This window comes from Pseudonocardia sp. KRD291, from assembly GCF_019263595.1.
Classification (GTDB): domain Bacteria; phylum Actinomycetota; class Actinomycetes; order Mycobacteriales; family Pseudonocardiaceae; genus Pseudonocardia.
Genome location: NZ_JADQDD010000433.1, coordinates 1 through 3,552 on the forward strand (window position 1 = coordinate 1; position 3,552 = coordinate 3,552).

5 protein-coding genes are annotated in these 3,552 nt (G+C 72.9%); 2 read left to right on the top strand and 3 right to left on the bottom strand.

Annotation, left to right across the window (positions count from 1 at the left end; translation table 11 throughout):
- Nucleotides 1–43: 43 nt before the first annotated feature.
- The 3 genes from I4I78_RS31275 to I4I78_RS31285 form a co-directional block, all read right to left on the bottom strand.
- Entirely contained in the window at nt 44–532 is a 489-nt protein-coding gene (locus tag I4I78_RS31275) for a DUF3145 domain-containing protein (protein WP_218615115.1), read from the bottom strand.
- Between the two features lie 227 nt (nt 533–759).
- Nucleotides 760–1,815: an MBL fold metallo-hydrolase gene (locus I4I78_RS31280; RefSeq protein ID WP_218615116.1), complete on the bottom strand. Its 1,056-nt coding sequence runs from the start codon at nt 1,813–1,815 to the stop codon at nt 760–762.
- A 76-nt stretch (nt 1,816–1,891) separates the two neighbouring features.
- A complete protein-coding gene (locus I4I78_RS31285; RefSeq protein WP_308252468.1) occupies nt 1,892–2,578 on the bottom strand; it encodes a transglutaminase family protein in 687 nt (228 codons plus the stop codon).
- 167 nt (nt 2,579–2,745) lie between these two features.
- On the opposite strand from I4I78_RS31285, the gene I4I78_RS31290 reads away from it, so the two are divergent.
- Complete coding sequence (locus I4I78_RS31290; RefSeq protein ID WP_218615117.1) at nt 2,746–2,958, top strand: helix-turn-helix domain-containing protein; 213 nt, start codon at nt 2,746–2,748, stop codon at nt 2,956–2,958.
- On the top strand, nt 2,959–3,552 hold a 594-nt coding region (locus I4I78_RS31295; RefSeq protein ID WP_218615118.1), incomplete at its 3' end, for a methyltransferase domain-containing protein.

The window sequence follows — 3,552 nt, forward strand, 5'->3', positions numbered from 1 at the left end:
CGGGCCCTCGGGGTGATCGGTCCCGCCGTGCTCGGACACGGTCCTAGCCGACCTGGTGCAGCCAGGTGACCGCCCCGCCGTCGCCGGCGAAGCGGAAGGACTCCAGCTCGTCGTCCCAGGCGGTGCCCAGGAGCTGGTCGAGTCGCCTGGGCAGCTGCGCCCCGGAGCACTCGGCCATGATCGACCGGATCTGGTCCTCCGGCAGCACGACGTCACCGTTGGCGCTGGTCCGACCGCGCCACATCCCCAGGCCGGGGACGTGGGCGAACCGCTCGCCGTCCATCCCCGTGCTCGGGTCCTCGGTGACCTCGAAACGGAGCATCGACCACGCGCGCAACGCGCCCGCGATCGCTCCCCCGCTGCCGGCGGGCCCGGACCACGAGCACTCGGCCCGCATCTGTCCGGACACCACCGGCTGTGGCGACCACTCCAAGGACACCCGTGCCCCGAGGACACCTGAGATCGCCCACTCGACGTGCGGACAGACCGCAGTCGGCGATGAGTGGACGAAAACCACCCCGCGTGTGCTCACTGCTACCTCCGCTGTACGTCGACGAGGATCGTCTTCCCCTACGTCCTCGAACGTGCTGCGTGGTGCATGCGGCAGAGCGTGGTGTCGATACGACTTCGTGCTGTGTCCGGTGATCTCCTCGCGGGTCGGATGACGTTGGGCGCCACTGTGCCGTATCCGGGTGCTCCCCGGCCAGCGCGACACCCGCATTCCGGGCGTGTCGCGCCCGGTGTGTCCCGGCCGGGCTGCTAGGCCCGCCGGTAGACCGCGACCCCGTCGTCCTCGGACACCGCGAGCACGCCCCGCTCGACCAGCACGTCGAGGTGCGCGCTGGTCTCCATCACGGCGAGCATCGAGTTGAACAGGTCCAGGTCGGAGAGCTGGTGCTCGCGACGGGTCCAGCGCAGCCGCCCGGCCACCTCGAACCCCGTCCCGCACCCGGCGTCGACGGCGGCCAGGCTCGCGTCGAGGCGGACCACGTGGTGTTCGAGCAGCTCGTCGACCCGCTCGTGCACCCGGCGTCCGAGGGGCCCGTGGGCCGGCAGCAGCCGCGCGTCCGGGCGGCTCCGCAGCAGCTGCAGCGAGGTCAGGAAGTCCCCCAGCGGGTTGGCCACCGGGTCGGGCTGCAGGCCGATCGACGGCGTGATCCGGGGCAGCACGTGGTCGCCGGCGAACATCAGATCCGCCGCGTCGTCGGCGAAGACCAGGTGCCCGCGGGTGTGGCCCGGGGTCTCGATCGCCTCCAGCCGGCGGGTCCCCTCCCCCTGCCCGACCTCCACGACCGCGCGGTCGTCGATCCACTCGTCCGGGTACTCCCACTGCGACAGGTCCGGCGCCGGCCACGGGCTCTCGCGCACCTGGCGGGCCAGCTCGTGCGCCCCGGCGCGGACCAGGCGCGGGGCGTCGCCGTCACCGGGGCGGCGGTCCTGGGCGTGCATCATGGCCAGGTTGGGCTCCTCGCCCCGCCCGAGCAGCACCCGGGTGCCGTACTCGCGGCGCAGCACCGAGGCCAGCGTGTAGTGGTCGCGGTGGGCGTGGGTGACCAGGAACCGGCGGACGTCGCCGAACCCCGAGCCCAGCGCCTTGAGCGCCGCCTCGAGCAGGTCGCGCGCCTCGTCCAGGGCCCAGCCGGAGTCGATCAGCGTCCAGCCGTCGGTGTCGGCGACGGCGTAGACGTTCACCGCGCGCAGCCCGTCCTGGGGCAGCGGCAGCGGGATCCGGTAGACGTCCGGCGCGGAGCGGAACACACCGGGGGCCGTCCAGTCGCCTGCGGGGTCGTCGTCGGTCACGGAGGGAGGGATCACCACCGCACTGTAGTTCGCGGCCCGGATGTCGTTCGCAACGCTGTGCTCTTTCCGCCCCCGTCCCCCGGAGCGGGTTTCAGCGGGTGAAGGTGTCCGCCCCGCCCGCGGCCGCCGTCTCGAACATGGAGTCGCCGTAGTACTCGCGGAACGTCGCGAGCAGCTCGTCGAGCGGCAGGTCGGTGTACTGCCCCCGATCGTGCACGTACTCCATGTAGGCGTCGCCTGCGCCGTCGTAGGGGTGCATCAGCGCGTCGGTGCGGCCGTCGAACCCGATCGGGTCCACGCCGAAGCGGGCGCACAGCTCGGCGTTGAACGCCGGGGTCGCCTTCACCCAGCGCCCGTCGAGATACAGGGCGGTGTAGCCGTGGAACACGAACAGGTCCGCGCCGCCCATCCGGGCACGCAGGCGTGCGGTGTTGAGATGGTTGCGCACGTCGGCGAAGCCGAGCCGGGCCGGGATGCCCGCAGCCCGGGCGGCCGCGGTGAGCAGCACCGCCTTCGGCACGCACCAGTTGTTGCCCTGCGCCGCGATCGCGCTCGCCCGGTACGCGGCGGGGTCGGTGGCCAGGCAGAACGGGTCGTACCAGATCTCGTCGCGGACGGCGGCGAACAGCGCGACGGCCTTGTCCACCGGGTCGTCGATCCCGTCCGTGACCCGCGCGGTGAACGCGCGCACCGGGGCGGAGTCGGAGTCCACGAACGTCGCCGGGGCCAGGTCGCCGGGCTGCGGCACGTCCGACGTCGTCGTCAGGCTGTCGGTCACGGTCGGAGCCTACGCGACGCGACCAGTCACGCTGTGTCGTCGACCCACCACCCAGGGCAGGCGTTATCGGACGATGCCACCCGACCGGGGACGCGAACGCACCCGGAGGGTGTCCGCATCTGGGCTACCGTCTCGTCACGCATCAGTACGTGGGAGGGGTCGCGAGGATGGGTGCCGGAATACCGGAGCAACGAGCCGGACAGGACGCACCGTTCCTGACCGTGGCCGAGGTCGCAGATCGCATGCGGGTCTCGCGGATGACCGTGTACCGACTGGTGCACAGTGGAGAGTTACCGGCCGTCCGGTTCGGACGGTCGTTCCGGGTGCCACCGGAGGCGGTGACCGATCTGATCGAGTCGGCCCGCTACACCGGCGGGTAGATGGCCGGGATGCTGCCGTTCGACGCGGCCAGTGCCCGGCGGGTGGCGCGGACCTACGCCACGCGCGACGTCGTCACGCAGCGGGAACGCACGCTCGCTCTGCTCGACGTCCGTCCCGGGGAGCACGTTCTCGACATCGGTACCGGTCCGGGCCAACTGCTCGAGGCGATCGCCGCGGCGACCGGCCCGGACGGCGTCGCACACGGGGTGGACCCGAGCCCGTCGATGGTGGCGATGGCGCGGGAGCGGTGCGGCGACCGGGCACGGGTCGAGGAGCGCGGCGTCGACGGGCCGGGCTCGCTGCCCGACGGCCCGTTCGACGCCGTCGTGTCCACACAGGTGCTCGAGTACGTCGCCGACGTGCCGGCGGCGCTGCGCGAGATCGGCCGGGTGCTGCGCCCGGGCGGGCGGGTGCTGCTGCTCGACACGGACTGGGACTCGGTGGTCTGGAACGTGACCGACCGCGACCGGCACCGCCGGGTCCTGCGGGCCTGGGAGGCGCACCTGGCCGACCCGCGCCTGCCCTGCACGCTGGGCCCGCGGCTGCGCGAGGCCGGGTTCGAGGGAGTCGCGGTGGACCTGGTGCCGCTGCTC

Coding starts and splice junctions, on each gene's coding strand:
- I4I78_RS31290 (WP_218615117.1), top strand. CDS start 2,746: ATGGGTGCCGGAATACCGGAGCAACGAGCCGGACAGGACGCACCGTTC.